This is a genomic window from Skermania piniformis (genome assembly GCF_019285775.1).
GTDB classification, from domain to species: Bacteria; Actinomycetota; Actinomycetes; order Mycobacteriales; family Mycobacteriaceae; genus Skermania; species Skermania pinensis.
On record NZ_CP079105.1, the window covers coordinates 549,696 to 572,763 of the forward strand.

Genomic DNA, 23,068 nt, shown 5'->3' on the forward strand with positions numbered 1-23,068 from the left:
CGAGTTCCATGCACGCGGTTCAGGCCACGGCGTTCGGCGAGCCGTCGGTCCTCACGGTCGTCGAGCTACCCGATCCGGTCCCCGGGCCCGGCCAGGTTGCGATCGACGTCACGCACGCAGCGGTCGGGCTGATCGATCTGTACTTCCGACAGGGCGTCTATCGCGACGTTCCCGGGATGGCCCAGCCGCCGTTCGTGCCGGGGTTGGAGGTGGCCGGCACGGTCCACCGCGGTGGTCCATCTGCAGGCGGACGAACGCGTGCTGGTGCACGGCGCGCTCGGCGGTTTCGCCGCCGCAGTCCCGGGCATCGCGAAGCAGCTCGGCGCGGGTCCGGTGGTGGGCACCGTCCGGCCCGGCAAGCTCGACGCGGCGCAGCGGACGCGGCTGCCGTACGACCGGATCGTCGACTCCACTCGGCTGACCACCGAGCTGGCCGAGGAGAAGTTCGACGTGGTGGGTGATCGATCCGGTCGGGGGCGAGCTGCGCACGCAGAGCTTGGGGCTGATGGCGCCGGGCGGCCGGCTGCTCGCCGCGGGCAACGCGAGCCGCGGTTGCTGCCGGGTTGGGCGAGATCGTCGTCGACGTCATGCCGTTCGCGGATGCTGCCGCTGCGCACGAGCGGATGGAGGGGCGAGCGCTCGACGGTCGGATCGTGCTCACGCCCTGACCCGGACGGGTTCAGCAGTCGCGCAGCAGATCGGCGAGCAGGATGCGAGCCGAGAACGGCCGGTCGGCGTCGTAGCTGTGGCTGCCGGCGACGTGGGCACGTTCTCGGTAGTCGGAGCCGGCCAGCTCGAACACGACGAGTCGCGGCTCGTCCGGATCGATCACCCAGTAGTTCGCCACCCCCATCCGCGCGTAGGCGGCGCGTTTGGTGTTCAGGTCGATCAATCGGGTGCTCGGCGAGAGCACCTCGACCGCGAGGAGCGGCGGCGCCGGCAGGTCGGTGGAGGTCAGGTCCGCGGCCCGGGCGACGAGCAGGTCCGGTTGCAGCTCTACGTCGTCCCCGACCCGTACGGCGAACGGTGCACCGACCACTTCGTACACCGCCGGGCAGACGGCATCCAGGACGCCGTACAACCGGTATACGACCCGTTGGTGGCGACGGCCCGGTGCTGGGCTCACGATGAGCACCCCGTCGACAAGTTCGTAACGTCGCCCGTCACCGGGCATCCCCCCCAGGTCCGCCGTGGTCAGGGGCCCGGGGCCGATCTTTGGTGCCATGCCTGCCATGGTGCCCTCTTTCCCGGCCACCACTACATGATCCGAGACCGACCGGAACGTCCCGCTGCGTCGCGGCATAGTTGCCTGGCCTGGGTGTTCGCCCACCGTGAGTTGTGTGCCTATCTGAAACGGTGTTCGCGAAGTACGCGGCCCCGGGGATGTGTAACCCCGACGACGACGCTCCCGCTGTCGATACTCCGTCCCGGACGGTGCCGTGCCCGAGGATCGAGCCCGGCGGGATTCTCGGTTGCCGACCCAGCGCAATCGACTGAGTTGCTTGCTGTTGTGCGGGCGGCGATCGGGTCGTGCGAGTTGGGTCGGCATCGGGGGTTGCCGGTGACGGTGATCGTCATCACCACCCTGCAAGACTTGGAAACCGCTGCTGCCACCATGCCTGACGTGTGGCACCCGCCGCGGGTGGGTGTTGGGCCGTGCCCTCCGCCGGGTCGTAGTCCCGGTGGCGGGATGGGTGGGAAAGCGATGACTGCCGGTGGCACGGTGATCCATATCGGGATGTGATCGCCGATGGCGACTCATGCCTGGCATTACCTGGCCGTGTTCGACGCCCATACCGAGCAGCCGCTGTATCTGGGTCGCTCGAAACGACTGGCCTCACCCGATCAACGGATCGTGGCGACCGCTCAGTACGGGGGGGTGCGGCTTCCCCGCGTGTGTTCGCCCAGGACTGTGACACGTCTCTGCAGCGCGTAGACGACCGTCGTCACGTCGCCCGTCATCAGTCAGGCATGGCCCCAAGGTCTCCCCGCCAGAGGACCCGAGCCGACGGTCGCTGCCGTGACTCCTAACAGCGCGTTCCCTTTCGCCGTTCCCTCCGGTGTGCCGGCCGGCCAAGGGATGGCTTGGCTGGTCGGGTGACCGGAAACCTTGGGATACAGGACACTTCTGCTGCCCTACGCCGGGCGCCGACTATTTGTTGTTGAAGCAGTACCACGTATACGGATTCTTAGGATCTCGCGCCTTGCTGAAAGCGGGACTGCCGTACTGCACGGTGCACTGCTGGTTGACATTGATAGGTTGTGCGATTCCCACCTTCGGCTTGCACCGCCAACTGTATGCGCTTTTCGGGTCGAGCACGACCGCCGTGGTTCCCCACCCTTTATACTGATTGTTGCATGCGGCCTGCATGTCCACTCCCCCCAATTCTTTGGCGGTTGCTGGTGGAGCCGACAGGGCGAGCATCGAACCCGACAGCGCGGTGAAAGCTATAACTACGGCGGCATTTCGGATCTTGTGCATTTGCGCATCCATTCGGCAAGTCGGATTGTATTCAAATCGTATCTTGCAGAAGAGGTTTGGCATATCGGGCGAACGGACTACAGGTACAGTTCAGCGTCCGTCGAGCGCCGCGTAGTCCGCGCCGGTCAGTTCCACCGACCGCTCCCACAGCCGCCGGGCCAGGTTCTCGTCCTGCGCCGATCGGCTCCGCGGCGACCGCCGCACCGGGCCGCGGGTACCGAACAGCAGGGTTGGGCCGAGGTAGTCGCCGTTGCGCACATCCGGCATGGTGGCGGCGTAGAGCTGGCTGAGCGCGCCGCGGCTCTCGCTGTTGCCGACCACCCGCAGCCCGGCGTGCAGGATCGGCTTGGCGCCGGGGATCGGCGGGGCGAACTCGTCGAACAGATTGGTCGCCGCCACCCCGGGGTGCGCGGCGACCGAGGTCAGCGGGGCCCCTGCGGTCTCGGCGCGGCGGGCCAGCTCCCCGGCGAACAGCAGGTTGGCCAGCTTGGACTGCCCGTAGGCGCCCATCCGGTCGTAGCGGCGGTGCTCGAAGGCGAAGTCGTCGGTGTCCATCCGGGCGCCGCGGTGGGCGATGCTGGACAACGTCACCACCCGCGGCGCCGGCGTCGCCAGCAACGCCGGCAGCAGGGCATCGGTCAGCGCGAAATGGCCGAGATGGTTGGTGCCGATCTGCATCTCGAAACCGTCCGCGGTCCTGCCGAACGGCACCGCCATCAAACCCGCGTTGTTGATCAGCACGTCGAGCGCCGGCGCAGCGTCGAGGGCCGCTTTGCCCGCGTCGCGGACCGAGGCCAGATCCGCCAGATCGAGCTGGATCAGGCGATGATCGGCATCGCTTCCGCGCTGTTGCGACCGGGCCCGCACCGCGTCGAGGGCGGCCCGACCGGTGGTCTGGTTGCGGCAGGCGAGCACGATTCGAGCACCGGCGCCGGCCAGCGCGGTCGCAGCGTGCAGACCGAGCCCGTTGTTCGCGCCGGTGATCAGGATGGTCTTGCCGGTCTGGTCCGGGATGTCGGACACGTCGAACCGACGGACGGACAACGCGGATCTTGCAGACATACGGTGATCTCCTCGGCAGTCACGACCCGGACGTCAGTCTACGGAGCCGCCGCGATCGGTTTCGCCCTGCGCATCCGCACGCTGTGCCGTCCCGCGTTCGCCGCGGCGTTTGCGGATCCGCCAGACGACGATCGCACAGACGACCACGATCGCCACCGCGATCGCCGCGCCGCGGCCGACCTCCGATTCGACCGCGCGATAGGAGCGCGCGGCGAGGTGCCCGATCAGCACGAACGTGATACCCCAGACCAGGCCACCGGCTGCGTTGTAGGCCAGGAATACCGGGTACCGCATCCGGGACACCCCGGCCAGCGCGGGCATCACCGCGCGGAAGAACGCGACGAACCGGCCGAGGAACACCGCCCCGCCGCCCCGACGGCGGAGCAGGTCCTGCGCGCGGTCGATCTGGGCTCGTCGGCGATCGAGGACGCGCAGCTGCAGCACCCGGGGCCCGACGTGCCGACCGACCTCGTAGCCGACCGAGTCGCCGGCGATCGCGGCACCGACCACGACAGCGCACATCAGCCAGAGCGGTAATCGGTCTTGACCGGTGGCCACCCCGCCGAGCACCGCGGCAGTCTCGCCGGGCAGCACGAACCCGAGGAAGATCGCGTCCTCGGCGAACACGATCAAGCCGACGATCAGAAAGATCAGGAGCGGATCCAGATTCAGCAGCCGGTCCATCAGGTCAGCCATGCGCGCCGGGCCCGACCAGATCGGCCAGCGGCGCGCCGTCGCGCAGCCGGCGGCAGTTGTCCACGGCACGGTCGAGGTAGCGGCCGAACGTGTCGGCGGTCTGCCAGGCGACGTGCGGGGTCAGCACCACGTTCGGCAAGGTGAGCAGGGGATTGTCCGGTGACACCGGCTCGACGGCGAACACGTCCAGCCCGGCCGCGCCGAGCCGGCCCGCGCGCAGCGCGTCGACCAGCGCGGACTCGTCGACCAGGCCGCCCCGCGCGGTGTTCACCAGAACTGCGCCCGGCCGCATCCGGTCCAGCGCTGCCCGGTCCAGCAAGCGTTCGGTCGTCGGCGTGAGCGGCAGATGCAGCGAGACGACGTCGCAGTCGGTGAGCAGGTCGGGCCAGGGGCGCCAGGCCGGCGAACCGTCGTCGCGGGTACTGGTGTGGAGCACGGTCGCCCCGATCGCCTGCAGGATTCGCTCCAACGTCCGGGCGATGTTGCCGTAGCCGACCAAGCCCACCGTGCAGGCTCCGAGGTCGCGCACCTGCTCGGTCGGTGCCGGATCGGTCGGCCAACCGTGGCCCGCCCGGGTTGCCCGGTCCAACTGTGGCAGACGGCGCATGGCCGCCAGCATCAGCAGCAGCGCGGATTCGGCCACCGAGGGTGCGTTCGCGCCCGGCATGTTCGCGACCGCGATCGCGCGCGCTGCGGCGGCGTCCAGCGCGATGGTGTTCACCCCGGCGCCCAGCTTGTGGATCAACTGCAGCCGAGTCGCCCGCTCGATGTCGCTCGCCGACAATGGGCGCAACACATGCCAGAGCACCTGTGCTTCGGGCAGCTCGGCCTGGAAGGTGGCGTCGTCGGATTCGGCGCAGAACCGGACGTCCAGCCAATCCCGGTGCGGCCGCAGCCGCTCGCGGACCAGCGGTCCGGCCACGAACTGGGCCAGCACCCGCAGGGCCTGCCCACCCGATCGGTCCATGCCACGAATGTAGCGGTCGAGCTACTCCAGCTCGCGGCGGAGTTGGGCCAGGGTGCGGGCCAGTATCCGGGAGACGTGCATCTGCGAGACGCCCACCCGTTCGGCGATCTGGGATTGGGTCATGTTGCCGAAGAAGCGGAGCATCAGCACGGTGCGCTCGCGTTCGGGCAGTGCCTCCAACAGCGGCCGCAGCGACTCGTGGTCCTCCACCGACATGATCGCCTCGTCCAGTTCGCCGAGCGTCTCGCGCAGCGGCAACGTGTCCGGCCCGCGGGTTTCCGCGTCGACCGAGACGGTCTGATAGGCGTTTCCGGCGACCAGGCCTTCGCTCACCTCCTCGACCGACAGGTCGAGCTCGTCGGACAGCTCCCGGACCGTCGGCGCACGGCCGAGGCGTTGCGACATCTCCCCGGCCGCCCGGCTCAGCGTCACGTGCAGCTCTTTCAGCCGCCGCGGTACCCGCATCGCCCAGCTGGTGTCGCGGAAATGCCGCCGGATCTCGCCCATGATGGTCGGCACTGCGAACGAGACGAAGTCGGCGCCGTGGTCGACATCGAACCGATCGACCGCGTTCACCAGGCCGAGGCGGGCAACCTGCAGCAGGTCGTCGTGCGGCTCGCCCCGGCCGGTGAACCGCCAGGCCAGGTGTTCGGCCAGCGGCAGACAACGGGTGACCAGCTGGTCGCGCAGCTGGGCGCGGCCCGGGTCGTCCGCGGGCAACCGGCTGATCTCGGTGAACACCGCGATGACGTCGTCGTACTCGCCGGCGGTACGGGCTCGGCCGGAGCCGGCGCTGGAACCGGTCACGAAACCGGGTCTCGAAACAGACTGAACTCGACGATCGTCCGGCCGGTCGGGTCGTGCCGGAGCTCGACGTAGTCGGTCAGCGTGTTCAGCACATGCCAGCCGAAGCTCTGCCGCAACGACTGGTCCTCGCCGGTGGTCGCCGCCGACACCGCGATGGCCAGAACGTTGCCGGTGTTGCGGAACATGCACCACAGCTGGCTGCCTGGAACTGCCCGCACCACCAGGTAGGACGCCGCCTCGTCCACGGCGAGCCGGATGTCGGCGATCGTGTCCAGGTCGAAGTCGGCCTGCGCCGCGATGGTGCCGGCAACCGCCCGGACCACGCCGAGTTGGGTGGGCTCGGCGTCGACCCGGAGTTCGATCAGGGGCGGTGTCGGCGCACTGTCAGGTTCGATCGCCTCGGCGGCGCCCATCTTCGACCTCCGGATTGGTCCATATCGGTTATCGGATCGGATGCGTAGGTGTGTGTCGGTTGCTTCGGGGGTACCCCGGCACCGGTTGTGCAATCGTGGCAGTCGCCCGGCGGGCGAATTGCCACCGGGAGACTTCCGCAGCGACCGTACCGAACGGCCGCTGCGGACTACGCTGACTCCGGGATTGTCTGCCAGAGATCGCCCGCCAGAACTGCCCATCCAGCCCCGGAGGTTCGAGATCGATGTCGCCGAAGTCGATGTCGGAGTCGCTGACCGGATCCGAGCCGCCCACCGCGCCGGACCCGACCGAGTCGTTGCTCCCGCAACTCGTCGAGCATCTTCGGCAGAACCGCACCGAGCTACGCGAAGAGTGGGCCCGCCGGATCGGGGCGGCGAAGCTGCTCACCGCGATGACCGCCGAGGAGGTCTTCTCCGAGGCCACCTCGGTCTACGACAACTACGTCGAGGTGTTGGAGACCGGCAGCGTCGAGGCGTTGCAGGCCTACGCGCGGGACCTGTCCGAACGGATCATCCCGCGTGGCGTGGAAACCGACGAGGTGCTCGGCATCGTCCTGCTGCTGCGCGATGTGCTGGCCCGGTCGTTGTTCTCCAAGTATCAGTCCGACTTCGAGCTGCTCAACCGGGTGTTGGATGCCTATGAGCCGGCGGCGAACCGGATCGCGAACACCGTCGGGGTCTCGTTCGTGCAGGAGCGGGAACGGATCATCCGGCAACAGCAGGACGCGATCCGAGAGCTGTCGACGCCGGTGTTGCAGGTGCGGGAACGGCTGCTGATCCTGCCGATCATCGGTGTGCTGGACAGTCAGCGGGCTCGTCAGCTGACCGAGCAGCTGCTCCGGGCGATCCGGGCCAACCGGGCGAAGGTGGTGGTCATCGACGTCACCGGTGTCCCGGCGATCGACTCGACGGTGGCCAACCACCTGGTGCAGACGGTCGACGCGTCCGGTCTGATGGGTGCCAGCGTGATCATCACCGGGCTGTCGTCGGAGATCGCGCTCACCCTGGTCACGATCGGTCTCGACCTGTCGAAGATGAACGCGGTCGGCGACCTGCAGGGGGGAATCGAGCAGGCCGAGCGGCTGCTGGGCTACGAGGTCGATCGCAGCGTTGCCGATCCGGCGCGCGACGGCCGCTGAGCGGTCCCGCGGCCGATGCCCGTTCCGATCCTCAAACAGGGCAGTTATCTCATCGCGACCGTTCAGGCCGAGTTGTCCGATGCCGATACCGAGCAGTTGCAGGACGACCTGATCGATCGGGTCGGCCGGTATCGGGCACACGGCATCATCGTCGACGTCACGGCGATCGACGTGATGGACTCGTTCGCTGCCCGTTCGCTGTCCACCATCGCGCACATGACCAGGCTGCGGGGTGCGGATACGGTCATCGTCGGTTTGTCACCCGAGGTGGCGTTCTCGATGGTGCAGCTCGGTCTCACCTTCGCCGACATCCACACCGCGCTGGATCTGGAGGAGGGGTTGGCTCTGCTCGACCGGCAGACGCCCACCCGCGGTCGGGGAGGTCGGCCCGGTGGTCGGTGAGGTGGTGGTGGTCGCGGTCGATTCCCCCGACGACATCGTGACGGCCCGGAAGGCCGGTCGCGACCTGGCGCAGCAGCTGGGCTTCGGTCTCACCGACCGCACCATGATCGCGACCGCTATTTCCGAGCTCGCGCGCAACATCACCAGTTATGCCGGCACCGGCGAAGTCCGGCTGAGCGTCGAGCAGCGTTCCGGCGGCAGTGCGTTGGTCGTGCGGGCGGTGGACGACGGTCCGGGCATCGTGGACGTGGCTCGGGCGCTGGAGGACGGCTATTCGACCGGGCGTGGGCTTGGCCTGGGATTGCCCGGTGCCCGCCGGATGATGGATCACCTGGAGGTCACCTCGCGACCCGGCCGGGGGACCTGTGTGGAGATGTGGAAGCTGGTGTCCGGTGCGTGAGCAGGGCAGATCGGGCGCGGTGGACTGGGCGGTGGCCGGCCGGCCGATGCCCGGACAGTCGGTGTCCGGCGACGACTGGGCGGTGCTCGACGCCGGCGGCGACGTCGTGCTGCTCGGCGTGATCGACGGGCTCGGCCACGGGGCCGACGCCGCCGCCGCGGCGCACCGGGCGCACCAGGTGCTCAGCTGCAACCCGACCGAACCGCTGGACGAGCTGATCACGCTGTGTCATCGAGCGCTGCTCGGCACCCGCGGTGCAGCGATCACCCTGGTCCGGCTCGATGTCGCCGCCGGTTCGCTCAGTTGGTTGGGCGTCGGCAATGTCGCGGCGATCCTGATCGGGGTGTCGGCGACCGGTTCGGCGGCGCCGCGGGCGAGCGGGCTGTCCGTGGGCGGCATCGTCGGCTACCGGCTGCCGCCCGGCCAGCAGCCGGCGACGGTCCCGCTGGAGGTCGGCGACCTGCTGGTGCTGGCGTCGGACGGCATTGCGGATCGCCACCTCACCGAGTCCGGCGTCGCCGGTCCGGTGGATCGGATCGCCGGCGACCTGCTCGATCGGTACGCCAAAGCGTCCGACGACGCGGTCGTGTTGCTGGCCCGCTATCGGGGCGTCCGGCGGTGAGCGCCGCCGCGCTCGCTCTGCGCGCCGACTATGCGGCGGCGCTGCGTCGGCATCTCGCTGCGCCGAGTGAGGCGACTCTCGGTGTCGGCTACGGGTTGGGCCGGCGCGCCCTGGCCGACGGGGTGAGCATCCTCGACCTGGTCGAGGCGCATTTCCGGGCCACCGCGGGTGCCGGCCCGGACGAGGCCGGGGCCGCGCTCGGCTTCCTGCTGCAGACGTTGACCGCGGCCGACGTGGCGACTCGCGGCTATCTCGACGGCACCCGCCGGTACCAGGCCGAGCGGGAACGGGCCGACGATCTCGCCGATCGGGGCGCGTTCCGTCGGGCCCTGGTGCACACCTTGCAGGACGGCTTCTTCGTTGTGGACGCGGACGGAGCGGTCGTCGAGGTCAACGCGGCGTTCGGCGACATCACCGGTTACGGGCCGGACGGCGTGCCCTATCGATGGCCGCATCCGTGGGTGCCGGATCCGGCCGTGGCCCGCGCCGCGGTCCACCTCGACGGTGGTCGGGCCACCCTGTTGATCCGGCACCGAGATGGGCGGTCGGTCTGGCTGGCGTTGAGCACCAGCTCGTTGCGGGCGGCCGGGCGCGAGCACTGGCTGGTGGGCACGGCCCGGGATGTGACCGCCGAGCGCACCGCGGCCGACCGGGAACGGGTGGTGAATCGGTTGGCCGGCTCGTTGGCCGGTGCGGCGGGGGTGGCCGAGGTGCTCGAGGCGGCCCTGCAGCATTGCCCGGAGCCGCTCGACGCGGTCGACGCGGTCGCGGTGAGCTGGGGGAGCGCCGCCGATCCGGTCGTCTACCCGGTTGCCGGCTCGTTGCGGCGAACCTGGCCGGAGCTGCCGGAATCGGTTCGGAGTGCCCTGGAGCGCGCCCGCGGTGAGGTCGATTCGGAATCCGCGGGGCCGGCCGGCGACCCGGTGCCGGGGATCGGGCTGTCGGCGGGGCCGACGGCGGCGATCTGGCTGGAGTTCGCCGCGGCGCGGCGGATCGCGGCCGACGAGCGAACCCTGATCGGGTTGTTCGCCGGGCATCTGCGGGTGGCGATGCTGCGCGCGCGGGCGTACGACGCGGTCCGCACGGTATCGCTGACCCTGCAACAGTCGATGCTCGGTGCCACCGAGCCGCCGGTCGGGTTCGCGGTCCGGTACGAGCCGGCGGTCGCGCCGTTGGAGATCGGCGGTGACTGGTACGACGTGGTGCAGTTGCCGGACGGTCGGATCGGCGTGATCGTCGGCGACTGCGTCGGCCGGGGTTTGGCCGCCGCAGCGGTGATGGGCCAGCTGCGGGCGTCGTCCCGGGCACTGATCCTGCGGGGTGCCGGGCCCGCCCAACTGCTCGGCGAACTCGACACGGTCGCCGAACATATCGTCGGCGCGAGCTGCACCACCGTCTGGGCGGGGATCGTCGATCCGGCACGGGGAACTCTGCACTACAGCAGCGCCGGCCACCCGCCGGCCGTGCTCGGCGCGGGTGGGCGGCCGGGTCGGACGCTGGACGGTGGCCGGTCGGTCCCGCTGGCCGCCGCAGATCTCGGGCCACGACCGCAGGCGGAGACGACACTGGCGCCGGGCGAGGTGTTGGTGGTGTACACCGACGGGCTCGTCGAGCGACCCGGGACCCCGATCGACACCGGGATCGGCCGGGTGACGGCGGCGTTGACCGATCTGGCCGGCCGGTCGGCGGCGCAGATCGCCGACCTGGTGCTGACCGCGGCGGCACCGGCCGGTGGCTATGACGACGACGTGGCGTTGATGGTGTTCCGCCGACCGCCGGCTCCGCTGCGGTTGCTGGTTCCGGCGCTGGCCGCAGAACTCGGCGGCGTGCGGGCCGCGCTGGCCGATTGGTTGGCCGAGGCGGGCATACCGCCCGCGATCGGCACCGATGTGACCTTGGCGGTGAACGAGGCCTGCACGAACAGCGTCGAGCACGGCTACCGCGGAGTGGCTCCCGGTTCGACCGCGACGGTCGGGGTTCGCGCGCACCTCGAGTCGGGCCGACTCGAGGTGTGCGTAGCCGACAGCGGCCGCTGGCGACCACCGCCGGCCGACCCCGGCGTACGCGGTCAGGGCCTGATTTTGCTGGCGTCGTTGAGTGACGAGCATCAGATCGAGCGGTCGTATGCCGGCACCGAGGTCCGGTTGTCGTGGACCCTCGACGGGCCCGCGATGCGCGGGTTCGTACCCGCCGCCGCCCCGGGTCGGGCAGGAGTGCTGCGCGGCGCCGAGCTTCATGGCAGATTGAACACCATGACGGACTCGGTGGGCGACCGCAGACCGGTCGACGGATTGACCACCACGACGAGCGAACGCGGGTCCACAACGGTGGTCGCTGCGGTCGGAAGTGTGGATCTGGCGACGGCGCCCGTGCTGCAATCTGCGGTGGACGCGGCGCTGGCTGCAGGTCCGACGCAGTTGATCATCGATCTGACCGCGGTCGATTTCCTGGCGTCGGCCGGAATGGCGATCCTGGTGGACGCGCATCGCCGGCTCGGTCGGCTGATCGTGGTGGCGGACGGCCCGGCAACCGGTCGACCGATCGTACTGACCGGCCTGGACCAGGTGTTCGTGCTCCATCCGACCCTGGCGGAGGCGCTGGCCGAGGCGGGCTGAGATGGGCGGCGCGCGGCGTTCCGGTTCCGGTGGTCCGATCGTCCTCGTCTTGCTGGTCGGGGTCGCCGGTGGCTACGGCTACGGCGTCCACACCGGTCGCTGGGAACTGCCGCGCCTGCCCGACTCGTACTCGACCGAGGTGGTGCCTTACGTGGCGCCGCCGCCCCCGCCGCCGCTCGACCCGACGGCGGTGTCGGCCGGCGTCGATCCGACGCTGGTGGACGTCACGGTGCAGCTGGGCCCGTTCGGTCCGGAAGGTTCGGGCACCGGCATCGTGCTCAGCCCGGACGGCCTGGTGCTGACCAGCCACCATGTGATCAAGGGCGCCGAGGAGATCTCGGTGACCAGCGTCGGCAACGGTCTGATCTATCCGGCCACCACGATCGGCTACGACCGTGAGCGCGACATCGCGGTGCTGCAGCTGGCCGGCGCACAAGATCTGCCGCCGGCGCGGATCGGCGATTCGGGCACGGTCCGCCGCGGTGATCAGGTGATGGCGATCGGTAACGCCAACGGCACCGGCGGTGCCCCGACCGGCGTGGTGGGCGCGGTCACCGGGCTGAACGAACGGATCTTCGCCCGCAACGAGGCGGATGCCTCGAGCAAGGCGTTGACCGGTTTGATCGCGGCCGACGCCGACGTCGTACCCGGGCATTCGGGTGGGGCGCTGGTCGATTCCGGTGGGGCGGTCGTCGGCGTGTTGGCAGCGGCCACCGGCGCCGACGCGCGCGCCGAGACCGGCGAACGTGCGGGTTATGCGGTGCCGATCAACGACGCGATGCGGGTGGTCGAGCAGGTACGTACCGGGGTGGGTACCGCCGACGTGCACGTGGGGCCGACCGCGTCGCTGGGTGTGCTGGTCACCGATGCCGATTCGCCCGGGCCGACCGGGGCCAGGGTGCAGCTGACGATCTACGGGTCGCCGGCCTACGCCGCGGGGTTGCCGGAGGGCGCGACGATCACCAAGCTCGACGGGCGGGCGATCACCTCCGCCGACGATCTACGCGCGGCGATCGACGCGGCCCGGCCGGGCGAGGTCGTGCAACTCGACTGGACCGATGGCTCCGGTACGGCCCAGACCACCACGATCACTCTGGCCGATTCGCCACCCAACTGACCGATCAGCTGGTCGGGTCGGTCAGCGCGGCGACCCGCTGCTGCTCCACCTCTACATCGAAATCTGCTGGTGGCCAACGCAAGTCGAGCGACTGCAACGCCGCGATCAGCAGTTCCGTGACGGCGAGGCGGGTGTACCACTTGCGGTCGCTCGGCACCACGTACCACGGGGCAAGGTCGGTGTCGGTGCGCTCCAGCACCGCCTGGTAGGCGGCCTGATACTCGGGCCAGAGCGCGCGCTCATCCAGGTCGCGCGGGTTGTACTTCCAGTACTTGTCCGGCTGGGTGAGGCGCTCGGCCAGCCGGACCTTCTGCTCGGCCGGGGAGATCACCATCGCCACCTTCACCAGGGTGGTGCCGCCCTCGACCAGTTCTCGCTCGAATGCGTTGATCTCGTCGTAGCGCGGCTCCCACACCGACGGCGGCACCAGGTTGTGCACCCGAACCACCAACACGTCCTCGTAGTGTGAGCGGTCGAACACCCCGAGTTGGCCGGGCCGGGGGAGGGCCTTACGAATTCGCCACAGATAGTGGTGACTGCGTTCTTCCTCGGTCGGCACGCCGAACGACGTGTGCGATACGCCTTGTGGGTCCACCGCGCCGACCACGTGTTTCACGACGCCGCCCTTGCCGGCGGTGTCCATCCCCTGCAGCACCAACAGCACCGACCGGCGATCGCCGGAGCGGCCGTTGGCGTAAAGCATCTCCTGCAGATCGGCCAGCACGGTAGCCCGCTGGGCAGTGAGCAGTTGGCCGGTCTTCTTGTCGCCGATGAAGCCGGGCGTCGAACGTGGGTCCAATTCGGCTACCCGAGGCTGCGCGGTGGCCCGGAGGGCGTCCGGGGCGGGCGTGGTCCAACCGGTCGACATGACAGCGACTCTACTGGGGGGCGCGCCGTTCGGCGGCGGGTTGTTCGCCGGGTGCGTCGGCGGCGACGAACTGGAACAGCCCGTGGATCTGTTGCCGGATGTCGGTGAGCTCGGCGGCGGCGAACCGGCTCGGGAACCGCGCTCGATCGAAGCCGCGCACCCCGATTCGATCGCCCAGCTGCCCGATCAGCCGACGGACCGGGTCGGTCGGATTCGCGTAGGTGGTCAGGATCGCGATCCGACCGCCGGGCGCCAGAACCCGAATCATCTCGTCCACCACCCGATCCGGTTCCGGCACCAGATAGAGCGCGCCCAGGCAGCACACCACGTCGAAGGTGGCGTCGTCGAACGGCAGCGTGCCCGCGTCGCCGCGGACATAGCAGGTCTGCGGTCCGGCATTGTCGTGGACCGCGCGGTGCAGCATCGGTGCGGAGATGTCCAAGCCGACGGCGAGCCCGTCCGGACCGAGCCGTTCGGCCAGCCGGCTGGTGAACAGGCCCGGACCGCACGCGACATCGAGGACGCGATCCGCGCCCGCCGGCCGCAGCCGGCGCAGCGTGCGTCGCCACTCGGTCTCGGTACGTACCCCGCTGGCGCCGAAGAACGCGGCCGGGCGCCAGATCCGCTCGTAGACCGTGGCGACCAGCGGTGCGTTCATCGCACGCTGGGCCGGCGTCGGGGTGGGTGCGGCGATCTCCCGGCCCAGCACATCCAGATAGCCGTTGCGGTCGACCGCCGGCCGGTTCAGCAGTGCGCGGGTGGTCGCGCGGGCCGTGGGTTCGGCCATTTTCAGCGGCGTCGTTCGACGGTGATCGTCGCGCCGGCCGCGCGCAGCCGTTCGGTGAGCACGTCGCCCATGGCGGTGACCGGGGTGAGGATTCCGGTGAACGGTGGCAGCGTCGCCTCGTCGAAGGCGAGCGCGAGCCCGCTCTCGCCGAGCAACACTGCGGTCGCTGCGTAGCCGGGGTCGCCCTGCATGGCGAACACGGCCTCGTAGACGGCGCCGGAGGTGGTGTGGGCGAAGGTCTGCATCCGGAACCACCCGTTGAGCCGGGTCTGCTCGTCGGGTCCGGTGCCGGGTTTGGGCAGTACCCGGTCGAGAATCTGCCGACCGACCCGGTTCGACGAGAGCAGGCGGCCGACGGCGAACCCGCCGACCATGCCGGCGGAGACACCGGCGGCGATCACCGGGGCCAGCGTCGAGTCCCCCGCGCTCATCACCTCCCGGTAGCGGAAGTTCTTGCCGTACGCCCAGCCGAGCAGCGCGTTGCTGCGGCGTACCACCTTCGAGTTGTGTTGGGCCATCACGAAAGTGGTCAGCCAGCCGGTCAGGCTGGGGTCCACCTCGGCGGCCCGCTCCAAGGTGAGGTCGTTCTGCCGGCCGAGGTCGGGTTCGAGTGCCCGGTCCGGGCTGAGCGAGTACGGGTCGGCCAGTATCCGGTCGATCGACCGATCGTCGGCGGCCGCTTCCATCATCGCGCGGCCGGAGTCGATGGTGCCGCCGCTGAACCCGCCTTTGAACGCGGCGACCAGGGTGGTGTCGGTCAGTTCGCCGGTGCCGTCCTGTTCGGTGGCCCGGTAGCAGCCGTAGGCGTTGAGATCGGACGGCACCGAGTCGAAGCCGCAGGACGGGACGATTCGGGCGCCGGTGGCCACCGCGGTCTCGTGCAGCTCATCGATGCTGTACTTCACGAACGGGGATTCGCCGGTGAGATCGGCGTAGTGGGTTCCGGCGTCCGCGCAGGCCCGGATCAAGCCTTTGCCGTATCGCAGGTAGGGGCCCACCGTCGTCACGACGACCTTGGTGCGGCGAGCCAGAGTGGCGAGTTCGGTGTCGTCGCCGGCGTCGGCGACCAGCAGCGACCAGCCCACGGCCGCCGGCCCGAGGGCGTCGCGAACGGCGGTGAGCTTGTCGAGCGAGCGGCCGGCCAGCGCGATCCGGGCTGCCGCCGGCGCCGCCTCGAGCAGGTACTGCGCCGTCAGTTTTCCGACGAATCCGGTGGCACCGAAGAGCACCAGGTCGAAGTCGCGTGCATCGGTCACTCGGGGTTACTTCCTTTACGGCTTGTGCATCAGGCGGGCCCGGTGCGTCGGGTGGAACGGGCGGTGGTCAGCCGGCGCGGCTTGCCCACCAGTCTCGGTCCTGCCGACCGAGTTCGGTGGCCGGTTCGTCGTCATACAGCCATTCTCGTGCGATCCGAAACCAGTTTGCCGTTGCGCCCAACTCGCCCAGCACACCGAAGGTGAGGAAGTCGGCTCGCCGGGAGAAGAGGTGCTCGGCCGGCAGCACGTGGAGCCGGGCGCCGGCGGTCGGGGACGGCCGGGGGTCGATCGCGAGCAGGAAAGCGCCGCTGGCGAGCTCGGGGGTGATGGTCAGCTCCTGGTCGACCAGGCACCATTCCGAGGCCGACAACACATACTCCAGTGCCTGCTCGGCGGTGACGACGGCGCCGTCGATGATGCCGACCTCGGCGAGCAATGCGTGCAGGTCCTCGATCCGGTCTTCCGCCGCGGTGCGCAGACACTCGGCCTCGAACCGGACGTGCGCGGGTCGCATCCGGGTGAACAACCCGAAATCGAGAAAGCAGACCCGCCCGTCCCGCATGTAGAGCAGGTTGCCCGGGTGCGGGTCGCCGCAGAACTCGTCGAATCGATACAACGACCCGACGTAGAAGCGGTAGACGATCTCGCCGACCCGGTCCCGCTGGTCCGCCGGCAGCTCGCGGACCTGCTCGAAGCCCAGTCCGTCGACGAACTCCGTCGTCAGCACGCGGGTGCCGGACCGGTCGGCGATCACCGGCGGGATGTAGACGAACGGGTGGCCGTCGAACTGTTCCGCCAGCGCTCGCTGGGTGCGCGCCTCGGCCCGATAGTCCAGCTCGGCTTCGAAGCTGAGCCGGAGCTCCTCGATCACCGCCGGGGTGACCCAGGGCAACACGGTCTGGATCAGTTTGCCGAACAAGGCCAGGTTCTTCAGGTCCGCCCGAACCGCCAGGTCCACGCCGGGATACTGGACTTTCACCGCCACGACCCGGCCGCCGCGCAGCGTCGCTCGGTACACCTGGCCGATCGAGGCCGCGGCGACCGGAGTCTCGTCGAAGGTGGCGAACAGCTGATCGAGCGGAGCGCCCAGATCTTTCTCGATGACCCGGCGCATCCGGTCGAATGGCACCCGCGGGGCGTCGTCCCGCAGCACGGCGAGGCGGCGCTGGAACGATTCGCGATGTTCGGGTGGAACCAGGTCCAGGTCGAGCAGCGAGAGCATCTGCCCGAGTTTCATCGCGATGCCCTTCATGCTGCCGAGGACGGCGACGATCTGCTCGGCCGCTCGCATCGTCGACTCGGCGCTCATCCGGGCCCGCACCTCGTTCGAGCGGCCGACCATGCCGATCCGGGCCCGTTGCGCCCGCAGCACCTGTCCGGCGGCCGCGACCCCGAGCATCGACCCGCGAGCTATCCGCGTGGTGGGCAGGTTCGGACCGTCCATGATGCGCCGCCGTTCTCGATTCTTGCTTGGGTCGTCGGCTACTGCGGCGTGCGGAGCTGGTGCGCCCGCGCGGCGAACCGCTCAGCCGAACCGTCGTCGCGGGCAATGCCCTCGACCGCGTTCCAGACCATCATGGTGAGGTAGTTGATCAATTCTTCGGGGCCGATCGAGCGGTTCGATATCCACCAATGGGTGGACAGCTGGACCGCGCCGACGATCGCATAGGACCACGGCCAGGCGCCGCCCGGTTCGATGCGGTGCTCGGTCAGCCGGGCGAGCAGCGCCGCGGCCACCACTTCGGCGAACATCTGCTGGAACGCGGTCACAACGTCCCGGTCCGCCCCGCCGGTGCCCATGACGAACAGGTACACGTCCGGGTCGGCGGAAACGGTGTCCACGTAGGCGGTGATCGCCGAGCGGATCAGCTCGTACTCGCCGTCGCTGCCGCCGATCGCGGCGTAGATCCGGGGTGCCAGGGTGGACTCGACGTAGCGATCCATCGTGGTTCGGATCAAGTCCGCCTTGTCCGCGAAGTACCGGTACAGCACCGTCTTGGAGACGCCGATGTCGGCGGCGATCTCGTCCATGCCGATCGTGCTGCCGTGCCGACGGATAGCCGCGAGTGTGCCGTCGACCAGCTCCGCGCGGCGGGCGATCTTGTGCTGTTGCCAACGCTGTTTACGACCGTCCGGTTTGGGCGTCGGACGGTCGCGGGGGCGGACTATATGCTCGGCGGCCAGGATCGCGCTCCTCGGGACGGGGACGTTCGCTCCCAGCTTAGATGCCGGTGCCCGATCGGCCGCCGATCCATGGGCAGAATGGCGGCGTGACCACCGTGACCACGCCATCCGAGACCGGGCTCGCCGCCGTGTTGGACGAGGACAACAAGCGGCGTGACCTGGTTCGGATGAAGACGTTGGCGACCGGCCTGTTGGTCGCCGCCACCGTCGTCTATCTGTTCTGTCGGTGGCAGGAGTCGCGCGGCGCTTCCGGTTGGGTCGGTTATCTGCGGGCAGCGTCCGAGGCCGGGATGGTCGGCGCACTCGCCGACTGGTTCGCGGTGACGGCGTTGTTCCGGCATCCGCTCGGCATCCCGATCCCGCACACGGCGATCATCCGACGAAAGAAAGAGCAGATCGGCGAGAGTCTCGGCTCGTTCATCGGGACCAACTTCCTGGCACCGGACGTGGTCACGGCGAAGGTGTTGTCGGCGCAGGTGCCGCTGCGGTTGGGCGGGTGGATGGCCCAGCCGGAGAACGCGGCGCGGGTGGCGACGGAGGCGTCCACGATGCTGCGCGCGCTGGTCGGCGTGCTCCGCGACGCCGATGTGGAGCAGGTGATCGATCAGACGTTGGTTCGTCGGATCGGCGAACCGGAGTGGGGGCCACCGATCGGCAAGGTGCTCGCGGAGCTGATCGCCGAGGATCGGCAGCGGCCCCTGGTGGACATGCTGGCCGAGCGGGCGCATCAGTGGGCTCTGGGCAGTCAGGAGACACTCGACCGGATCGTCGAGCGGGACTCGCCGCAGTGGTCGCCGAAGTTCGTCGACATCCTGTTGTCCGAGCGGATCTACCGGGAGCTGGTCGAGTTCACCTGGAAGGTGCGCAGCAATCCCGACCACGAGGTCCGGTTGGCCGCGAACAAGTTTCTGACCACCTTCGCCGAGGACCTCCAGCACGATCCCGCGACGATCGCGAAAGCAGAAGGCGTCAAAGCGACGATCATGGGCCGGGAAGAGATCACCGGGCTCGCGGCGGCCACCTGGCGGGTGGCCAAGCGACTGATTCTGGAATCGGTGGACGATCCGGACAGCACCTTGCGGCGCAAGGTCGCCGAGAATGTCCAAAACCTCGGCGAGCGGTTGCGCGACGACGACGAGATGCGGGCCAAGGTCGATCGGTGGATCGCGGACGGGGCGCGGTACGTGGCGGCCAACTACGCGAACGAGATCACCACGATCATCACCGATACGGTGGCCCGCTGGGACGCCGACGACGCCAGTCGCAAGATCGAACTCCAGGTGGGCCGGGATCTGCAGTTCATCCGGATCAACGGCACGGTGGTCGGCGCGCTGGCCGGCCTGACCATCTACGCCGTGTCCCAGCTCTTGTTCGGCAGCTGACTCACGGCGGAGCGAAAGGCGCTAGCCCGCCGCTAGCAAGGTGCTTGCAATTGCTAGCACCGGGAGTTACGGTGGGTCGACCCCAGCCGGAAAGTGAGTTGATACTTGTGACGCACGAGCTTCCCGAGCCCGACATCGACGACCTCGCGGAGGCCGTCGGGGACCGCACCGGTCGAGTGGTGAACGCCGCACAGGACATCGGGAGCTTTATTCGCGCGCAACGTGAGGCCGCCCAGGTCTCACTTCGTCAACTTGCGCAGATGGCGGGAGTGAGCAACCCGTACCTCAGTCAGATCGAGCGTGGGTTGCGCAATCCGTCGGCCGAGGTTCTCGCGCAGATCGCCAAGGGCTTGCGCGTCTCGTCCGAGGCGCTCTACGTCCGTGCCGGATTCCTCGAGCAGCGCCCTTTCGGGCCGGTGCGCGACGCAGTCCTGGCCGACGTCGCGATCACCGAACGGCAGAAACAAGTACTGCTCGAGATCTACGAGTCGTTCCGTCGGGAGAACGGCGACAACGGGAGCGCGCCCGGTTTCTTCCGGACGGATGACGGTCCGGACGTGATTGTCGCGCCCGGCACGACCCCCGAACCTCGCTAGAACAGGAGAGCGAAGAACAATGACCGAATCGAACGTGGCGAAACCGCTGTACGCGACCGTCGGTGCCTATGATGCCGCGGTCCAGGCGATTACCGATGTGGTCGGCCGAGTGCGAGATCGCAGCGAATCCGGCAGCCGGGTCTCCGACCGGGTCGAAGACGCCCGGGAACGCGTCGCGGGACTGCCGGCCGACGTGCAGGAGCACCTCGAGTCGTTGCGCGAGCGGTTGTCCGGGATGCCGTCCGAGTTGCCCGAGGATCTGGCCGAGCTGCGGGAGAAGTTCACCGTCGAGGAGTTGCGCAAGGCGGCCGACTCCTACCTGAAGGTGCTGTTGGACCTGTATGCCGATCTTGCCCAGCGTGGCGAGGAGGCCGTCGACCGGCTGCGCAATCGGCCGGCGGTGGAGGAGCGGATCGAGCAGGGCGAGGATGCGATCGAGCAGGTCGACGATGCCCTGGACAAGGCCGGTGATCAGGCTGCCGAGCTGATCGGCCGGGAACCCGTTGCCGATGCGGTCGAGGCCCCGACGGCGCCGGAAACCACCAAAACGCCGGAACCGGCCGAAACGCCGGAAGCGACCGCGCCCCCGGAGGCGGACGTAGCGCCGGAAGCGACCGCGCCTCCGGAGCTGCCCGCGGTCGTCACGCCCGAACCTGCGCCGGCCGCGCCCGAAACTGCCGCTGCCGCCCCCGCGAAGAAGGCTGCCGCCAAGAAGACGCCGGCAAAGAAGGCCCCCGCGAAGAAGGCCCCGGCAAAGAAGGCGGCGGCGAAGAGCGCGGCGACCAAGGCTGCCCCGGCCAAGAGCGCAGCGACCAAGAATGCGGCAACCAAGGCTGCAGCAACGAAGCCTGCAGCAAACAAGGACGCGGCGGACAAAGTGACGCCCGCCAAGAAGACTCCGGCGAAGAAGGCCTCGGCGCGCAATGCCGCCGGATCGGACTGATCGCACGCTCCGCGGTAACTCGCCCCCGTGCCCGGCGCGCGGGGGCGGCGGTCGTCGATTCGGACAGATCTACCTATAGTGGACACTGTGTTGTACGACCCTGTAGGTGTTGCTGGCATCGTGCTGCTGGGCTTGCAGCTGCTGGCGGTAGCGGGCGCGGTGTTCGCTGTCGTCCACGCTGCTCGCCAGCGCGGGGACGCGTTCACCGCCGTGGACAAGCTGAGCAAGCCGATCTGGCTGGCCATTCTCGCTGCCTCGTTGCTGGTGCTGCTCGTGTTCGGGCCGGTGCAGTTGCTCGGCATCATCGCTGTCGTCGCCGTGATCGTCTATCTGGTCGACGTCCGTCCGCGGGTGGACGAGGTGCAGCGCGGATCTCGCTCGTAGCCCCGAACGGAAAGTTGCGGAAGTAGTTGTCAGGTCAATCTTGACAATGAGCATTGTGACAATGCTAGTGTTACTCCAACGCATCAAAGTTGCTGCGATGGAGGTTCGATGATGACTACGGCTACTTATTCCGGTGCCTTGCACTCGGCGGTGCGCACCGACGACGAGTGGGCCGCGCGCCTGGCCACCGCTCGGGACCGGTCCGATACCGGCGAACGGTTGCTCGCTTCCGCGGTGAAGAAGTCCATGGACCCGACGGTCGATATCGACTGGGCGGCGCCGATCCCCGAAGATCTCTACGGGATGACGCCCGAGTGGTGCAGTCTCTACGGCACCGACCTCTGGGAGCGGATGACCGAGGAGCAGCGGATCATCCTGACCAAGCACGAGGCGGCGAGCATCGCCGGAACCGGGCTCTGGTTCGAGGCCATCCTGATGCAGATGATCCTGCGGGACATCTACGACCAGGATGCGGCCGATCCGCACGTACAGTTCGCTCTTACCGAGATCGCCGACGAATGCCGCCACTCGGTCATGTTCGCCCAGGCGCAGCGCCGCTTCGGGATCCCGGTATATCGCCCACGCTGGTACGTGCACAATCTGGCTCGGGTATTCAAGGCGATTGCCAGTGGTTCGTTGGCGTACGCGGGCACGCTTTTCGCCGAGGAAGTGCTGGACATGATGCAGCGCGACTTCATGAAGGACGAGCGGGTGCAGCCGATCACCCGTTCGGTGAGCCGAATCCACGTGCTGGAGGAAGCCCGCCACATCCGATTCGCCCGCGAGGAATGCGTGCGGTGCCTGGAGGACAGCTCATGGGCCCGGCGGCAGGTGGTCAGTCTGGTGCTGGGCGTGACCGCCTACTTCATCATCACCAGCCTGGTCAACGACGACGTCTATGCCGCCGCCGGACTGGATGTAGCGGAGGCCAAGCGCGCCCGGCGCAGTAACGAGCACTATCACCGGATGTTGCGGACGGGCTGCGGTCGCACCGTCGAGTTTCTCGATTCGGTCGGCTTGCTGGCCGCGCCGGCCCGATTCCTGCTCCGTCGCGCCCACGCGATCTGATGGCGACGCGCACGGTCATGCCGATGACCTTCCTGGCGTCGGAGTCCGCCCGGGTGCTGCGGGGGCTCGCCGGCTTCCTGGAACCGGCGCCGAAGGTCGCCCGGGAGTATCGAATCGACGACCTGGCGCAGACGGCCGGGGTGAGCGTGCGCAACGTCCGGGTGTACCAAGATCGAGGTCTGCTTCCGCCGCCGCGCAAAGAAGGTCGGACCGGGTGGTACAACGCCGCGCATCTGGCTCGGCTCGACTTGATCGGTCGGATGCTGGACCGGGGGTACACCTTCGCCACGATCAGCGAGCTCCTCACTGCCGCGCAGTACGGCATGCGGGTGGAAGACGTGCTCGACCCGGAGCGGGCGGACGAGCTCGGCATCGGGTCGGATTCGACCACGACGATGACCCGGGACGAGTTCGGGTCGTTCTTCGCCGGCGAAGTCGACATCGAGCCCGATCTGGCGCGGGCGGTGGCGAACGGGCTACTGATCGAAACCGGTCCCGATACCTATCGAGTTGTCGGTCGACGGCTGCCGGAAGCGGCTCGGCTACTGGTGGAGGCCGGCGTCCCGATGGCGGAAGTGCTCGATCAGGCCGGTGCGGTACGCAGCGACCTGGTCGACGTCGCCGGCCGGTTCGTCGGCCTGGTCCGGGACCGCTATCTGCCTGACGGTGACGCAGTCGACCTCGATCCGCAAACTATCGGCGAAGCTGCAGAACTGGTCACCAAGGCCAAGGCCATGGTGCGCGACGTCGTCGACGCGCTGCTTACCGACGCGCTCGACGAGGCGATCGCAGACGCGCTGGGTGATCTCGCGCGGCGATTGACCGACGTTGGGCCGCGGCCGGATTCGTTGTAATCAAAA

General features: G+C 69.0%; 25 protein-coding genes and 1 pseudogene. 14 read left to right on the forward strand and 12 right to left on the reverse strand.

The genetic code is table 11. From position 1 onward, the window contains the following. Positions 1 to 8 precede the first annotated feature (8 nt). Positions 9 to 461: an alcohol dehydrogenase catalytic domain-containing protein gene (locus KV203_RS20025; RefSeq protein WP_373279184.1), complete on the forward strand. Its 453-nt coding sequence runs from the start codon at positions 9 to 11 to the stop codon at positions 459 to 461. Between the two features lie 218 nt (positions 462 to 679). Here KV203_RS20025 and KV203_RS02465 read toward each other — a convergent pair whose 3' ends face one another. After that, positions 680 to 1,225 (reverse strand): Uma2 family endonuclease, encoded by a 546-nt coding sequence (locus KV203_RS02465; protein WP_246600476.1) that lies wholly within the window; start codon positions 1,223 to 1,225, stop codon positions 680 to 682. Positions 1,226 to 1,486: 261 nt separating this feature from the next. On the opposite strand from KV203_RS02465, the pseudogene KV203_RS20030 reads away from it, so the two are divergent. Continuing rightward, positions 1,487 to 1,910: pseudogene (locus KV203_RS20030) on the forward strand (DUF222 domain-containing protein); the annotation flags it as partial. 242 nt (positions 1,911 to 2,152) lie between these two features. On the opposite strand, the gene KV203_RS02475 reads toward KV203_RS20030, so the two are convergent. The 6 genes from KV203_RS02475 to KV203_RS02500 form a co-directional block, all read right to left on the reverse strand. Next, the gene (locus KV203_RS02475) at positions 2,153 to 2,482 is read right to left on the reverse strand and encodes a hypothetical protein (RefSeq protein WP_157079634.1); all 330 of its coding nucleotides are present in this window, start codon (positions 2,480 to 2,482) and stop codon (positions 2,153 to 2,155) included. A gap of 90 nt (positions 2,483 to 2,572) precedes the next feature. Beyond that, the gene (locus KV203_RS02480) at positions 2,573 to 3,544 is read right to left on the reverse strand and encodes an oxidoreductase (protein ID WP_066466843.1); all 972 of its coding nucleotides are present in this window, start codon (positions 3,542 to 3,544) and stop codon (positions 2,573 to 2,575) included. Positions 3,545 to 3,577: 33 nt separating this feature from the next. After that, the gene (locus KV203_RS02485; protein ID WP_066466842.1) at positions 3,578 to 4,240 is read right to left on the reverse strand and encodes a DedA family protein; all 663 of its coding nucleotides are present in this window, start codon (positions 4,238 to 4,240) and stop codon (positions 3,578 to 3,580) included. Then, a complete protein-coding gene (locus KV203_RS02490; protein ID WP_066466841.1) occupies positions 4,233 to 5,207 on the reverse strand; it encodes a 2-hydroxyacid dehydrogenase in 975 nt (324 codons plus the stop codon). Before KV203_RS02490 ends, KV203_RS02485 begins: the two co-directional genes overlap by 8 nt. 21 nt (positions 5,208 to 5,228) lie before the next feature. Continuing rightward, on the reverse strand, positions 5,229 to 6,014 hold the full coding sequence (locus KV203_RS02495) for a SigB/SigF/SigG family RNA polymerase sigma factor (RefSeq protein ID WP_066466840.1): 786 nt from the start codon (positions 6,012 to 6,014) through the stop codon (positions 5,229 to 5,231). Continuing rightward, positions 6,011 to 6,427 carry an ATP-binding protein gene (locus tag KV203_RS02500; RefSeq protein WP_066466839.1) on the reverse strand — a complete coding sequence of 139 codons (417 nt, stop codon included), beginning with the start codon at positions 6,425 to 6,427 and terminating at the stop codon, positions 6,011 to 6,013. Before KV203_RS02500 ends, KV203_RS02495 begins: the two co-directional genes overlap by 4 nt. 257 nt (positions 6,428 to 6,684) lie before the next feature. Between KV203_RS02500 and KV203_RS02505 the strand changes: the two genes are divergently transcribed. From KV203_RS02505 to KV203_RS02530, 6 genes are read left to right on the forward strand one after another with little or no spacing between them, the layout of a single operon-like run. Then, positions 6,685 to 7,584 (forward strand): STAS domain-containing protein, encoded by a 900-nt coding sequence (locus KV203_RS02505; RefSeq protein WP_157079670.1) that lies wholly within the window; start codon positions 6,685 to 6,687, stop codon positions 7,582 to 7,584. A gap of 15 nt (positions 7,585 to 7,599) precedes the next feature. After that, on the forward strand, positions 7,600 to 7,986 hold the full coding sequence (locus tag KV203_RS02510; protein WP_066466837.1) for an STAS domain-containing protein: 387 nt from the start codon (positions 7,600 to 7,602) through the stop codon (positions 7,984 to 7,986). Next, positions 7,976 to 8,386, forward strand: coding sequence for an ATP-binding protein (locus KV203_RS02515; RefSeq protein ID WP_083529744.1), 411 nt, complete (start codon positions 7,976 to 7,978; stop codon positions 8,384 to 8,386). Before KV203_RS02510 ends, KV203_RS02515 begins: the two co-directional genes overlap by 11 nt. After that, complete coding sequence (locus KV203_RS02520) at positions 8,379 to 9,008, forward strand: SpoIIE family protein phosphatase (protein ID WP_066466836.1); 630 nt, start codon at positions 8,379 to 8,381, stop codon at positions 9,006 to 9,008. The genes KV203_RS02515 and KV203_RS02520 overlap by 8 nt, the downstream gene beginning before the upstream one ends. Continuing rightward, the gene (locus tag KV203_RS02525; protein ID WP_083529743.1) at positions 9,005 to 11,623 is read left to right on the forward strand and encodes an anti-sigma factor antagonist; all 2,619 of its coding nucleotides are present in this window, start codon (positions 9,005 to 9,007) and stop codon (positions 11,621 to 11,623) included. The genes KV203_RS02520 and KV203_RS02525 overlap by 4 nt, the downstream gene beginning before the upstream one ends. Position 11,624: 1 nt before the next feature. Next, entirely contained in the window at positions 11,625 to 12,740 is a 1,116-nt protein-coding gene (locus KV203_RS02530; RefSeq protein ID WP_066466835.1) for a S1C family serine protease, read from the forward strand. Between the two features lie 4 nt (positions 12,741 to 12,744). On the opposite strand, the gene KV203_RS02535 is transcribed toward KV203_RS02530, so the two are convergent. From KV203_RS02535 to KV203_RS02555, 5 genes are all read right to left on the reverse strand, one after another. Next, positions 12,745 to 13,608, reverse strand: a complete 864-nt coding sequence (locus KV203_RS02535; protein WP_066466834.1) for a polyphosphate kinase 2 family protein — start codon at positions 13,606 to 13,608, stop codon at positions 12,745 to 12,747. A gap of 10 nt (positions 13,609 to 13,618) precedes the next feature. Further along, positions 13,619 to 14,395, reverse strand: a complete 777-nt coding sequence (locus KV203_RS02540; protein WP_066466833.1) for a class I SAM-dependent methyltransferase — start codon at positions 14,393 to 14,395, stop codon at positions 13,619 to 13,621. A 2-nt stretch (positions 14,396 to 14,397) separates the two neighbouring features. Further along, positions 14,398 to 15,651, reverse strand: coding sequence for a saccharopine dehydrogenase family protein (locus tag KV203_RS02545; RefSeq protein ID WP_066466832.1), 1,254 nt, complete (start codon positions 15,649 to 15,651; stop codon positions 14,398 to 14,400). A gap of 67 nt (positions 15,652 to 15,718) precedes the next feature. Beyond that, on the reverse strand, positions 15,719 to 17,095 hold the full coding sequence (locus KV203_RS02550) for an ABC1 kinase family protein (protein ID WP_066466831.1): 1,377 nt from the start codon (positions 17,093 to 17,095) through the stop codon (positions 15,719 to 15,721). Positions 17,096 to 17,133: 38 nt separating this feature from the next. Then, complete coding sequence (locus tag KV203_RS02555; RefSeq protein ID WP_083529742.1) at positions 17,134 to 17,943, reverse strand: TetR/AcrR family transcriptional regulator; 810 nt, start codon at positions 17,941 to 17,943, stop codon at positions 17,134 to 17,136. On the opposite strand from KV203_RS02555, the gene KV203_RS02560 reads away from it, so the two are divergent. The 6 genes from KV203_RS02560 (at position 17,877) to KV203_RS02585 (ending at position 23,062) form a co-directional block, all read left to right on the forward strand. After that, a complete protein-coding gene (locus KV203_RS02560; protein ID WP_083529741.1) occupies positions 17,877 to 19,217 on the forward strand; it encodes a DUF445 domain-containing protein in 1,341 nt (446 codons plus the stop codon). The two genes, KV203_RS02555 and KV203_RS02560, sit on opposite strands and share 67 nt — an antisense overlap. A gap of 134 nt (positions 19,218 to 19,351) precedes the next feature. Continuing rightward, positions 19,352 to 19,813, forward strand: coding sequence for a helix-turn-helix domain-containing protein (locus KV203_RS02565; protein ID WP_066467143.1), 462 nt, complete (start codon positions 19,352 to 19,354; stop codon positions 19,811 to 19,813). A gap of 19 nt (positions 19,814 to 19,832) precedes the next feature. Next, positions 19,833 to 20,756 (forward strand): superantigen-like protein SSL4, encoded by a 924-nt coding sequence (locus KV203_RS02570; protein WP_083529739.1) that lies wholly within the window; start codon positions 19,833 to 19,835, stop codon positions 20,754 to 20,756. A 90-nt stretch (positions 20,757 to 20,846) separates the two neighbouring features. Further along, complete coding sequence (locus tag KV203_RS02575; RefSeq protein ID WP_066467141.1) at positions 20,847 to 21,140, forward strand: DUF2516 family protein; 294 nt, start codon at positions 20,847 to 20,849, stop codon at positions 21,138 to 21,140. A gap of 111 nt (positions 21,141 to 21,251) precedes the next feature. Then, entirely contained in the window at positions 21,252 to 22,208 is a 957-nt protein-coding gene (locus tag KV203_RS02580) for an AurF N-oxygenase family protein (protein WP_083529738.1), read from the forward strand. Then, positions 22,208 to 23,062, forward strand: a complete 855-nt coding sequence (locus KV203_RS02585) for a MerR family transcriptional regulator (RefSeq protein WP_246600478.1) — start codon at positions 22,208 to 22,210, stop codon at positions 23,060 to 23,062. Before KV203_RS02580 ends, KV203_RS02585 begins: the two co-directional genes overlap by 1 nt. Positions 23,063 to 23,068 lie beyond the last annotated feature (6 nt).

Bases quoted from the DNA above. Each gene is read 5' to 3' on its own strand.
- KV203_RS20025 (WP_373279184.1), top strand. From the start codon at position 9: ATGCACGCGGTTCAGGCCACGGCGTTCGGCGAGCCGTCGGTCCTCACG.
- KV203_RS02465 (WP_246600476.1), bottom strand. From the start codon at position 1,225: ATGGCACCAAAGATCGGCCCCGGGCCCCTGACCACGGCGGACCTGGGG.
- KV203_RS02475 (WP_157079634.1), bottom strand. From the start codon at position 2,482: ATGCACAAGATCCGAAATGCCGCCGTAGTTATAGCTTTCACCGCGCTG.
- KV203_RS02480 (WP_066466843.1), bottom strand. From the start codon at position 3,544: ATGTCTGCAAGATCCGCGTTGTCCGTCCGTCGGTTCGACGTGTCCGAC.
- KV203_RS02485 (WP_066466842.1), bottom strand. From the start codon at position 4,240: ATGGCTGACCTGATGGACCGGCTGCTGAATCTGGATCCGCTCCTGATC.
- KV203_RS02490 (WP_066466841.1), bottom strand. From the start codon at position 5,207: ATGGACCGATCGGGTGGGCAGGCCCTGCGGGTGCTGGCCCAGTTCGTG.
- KV203_RS02500 (WP_066466839.1), bottom strand. From the start codon at position 6,427: ATGGGCGCCGCCGAGGCGATCGAACCTGACAGTGCGCCGACACCGCCC.
- KV203_RS02505 (WP_157079670.1), top strand. From the start codon at position 6,685: ATGTCGGAGTCGCTGACCGGATCCGAGCCGCCCACCGCGCCGGACCCG.
- KV203_RS02510 (WP_066466837.1), top strand. From the start codon at position 7,600: ATGCCCGTTCCGATCCTCAAACAGGGCAGTTATCTCATCGCGACCGTT.
- KV203_RS02530 (WP_066466835.1), top strand. From the start codon at position 11,625: ATGGGCGGCGCGCGGCGTTCCGGTTCCGGTGGTCCGATCGTCCTCGTC.
- KV203_RS02535 (WP_066466834.1), bottom strand. From the start codon at position 13,608: ATGTCGACCGGTTGGACCACGCCCGCCCCGGACGCCCTCCGGGCCACC.
- KV203_RS02540 (WP_066466833.1), bottom strand. From the start codon at position 14,395: ATGGCCGAACCCACGGCCCGCGCGACCACCCGCGCACTGCTGAACCGG.
- KV203_RS02550 (WP_066466831.1), bottom strand. From the start codon at position 17,095: ATGGACGGTCCGAACCTGCCCACCACGCGGATAGCTCGCGGGTCGATG.
- KV203_RS02560 (WP_083529741.1), top strand. From the start codon at position 17,877: ATGCCGGTGCCCGATCGGCCGCCGATCCATGGGCAGAATGGCGGCGTG.
- KV203_RS02555 (WP_083529742.1), bottom strand. From the start codon at position 17,943: ATGGCGTGGTCACGGTGGTCACGCCGCCATTCTGCCCATGGATCGGCG.
- KV203_RS02570 (WP_083529739.1), top strand. From the start codon at position 19,833: ATGACCGAATCGAACGTGGCGAAACCGCTGTACGCGACCGTCGGTGCC.
- KV203_RS02580 (WP_083529738.1), top strand. From the start codon at position 21,252: ATGACTACGGCTACTTATTCCGGTGCCTTGCACTCGGCGGTGCGCACC.
- KV203_RS02585 (WP_246600478.1), top strand. From the start codon at position 22,208: ATGGCGACGCGCACGGTCATGCCGATGACCTTCCTGGCGTCGGAGTCC.